Below are 467 nucleotides of genomic sequence, written 5' to 3'. Positions count from 1 at the left end.
CGTTGTCGCCCGTCGCGAACGAGTCGAAGCTGAACGTCGCCACCAGCGAGACGATGACCAGCACCGCCAGCGCGCCGTGCTGCTGCACCAGCGCGCTCAGCCGCTCGGACCGCGCCGGCCCCACGGGCTCGGCGCCCGCCGCCTGCGTGCCGTCGTCCGCGCTCACCGGCGCCTGTGTCTTCGTGACGGTCATCGCTTCCCCCGTCCCCGCGCCGCGTAGACCGCGGCCACGATCACTACGGCCTGCGCGATCTGCGTCCACGACGGCGGCAGATCGTGCTTGATGAGGGTGGCGGTGAGCAGCTGGATGAGGACCGCGCCCGCCACCGTCCCGGCGATGTTGACCCGGCCGCCGGTGAGCGGCGTGCCGCCGACCACGACGGCGGTGATCGCGGACAGCTCCATCAGGTTGCCCAGCGACGTCGGGTCGCTGGCCTGCAGCCGGGCCGTGGCGAGCACGCCCGCCA

The 467-nt window shown here is 73.7% G+C and carries 2 pseudogenes; both read right to left on the bottom strand.

From position 1 onward, the window contains the following. Window positions 1-193 (bottom strand): annotated as a pseudogene (locus LPA54_RS37840) (ABC transporter permease); the annotation flags it as partial. Further along, a pseudogene (locus tag LPA54_RS37835) lies at window positions 190-467 on the bottom strand (ABC transporter permease); the annotation flags it as partial. The pseudogenes LPA54_RS37840 and LPA54_RS37835, both read right to left, overlap by 4 nt.

Origin of the sequence: Streptomyces sp. DH12 (assembly GCF_020873895.1) — a bacterium.
GTDB lineage: Bacteria > Actinomycetota > Actinomycetes > Streptomycetales > Streptomycetaceae > Streptomyces.
Note: the sequence above shows the minus strand (reverse complement) of the source record. Positions and strands in the feature narration are given on the sequence as shown.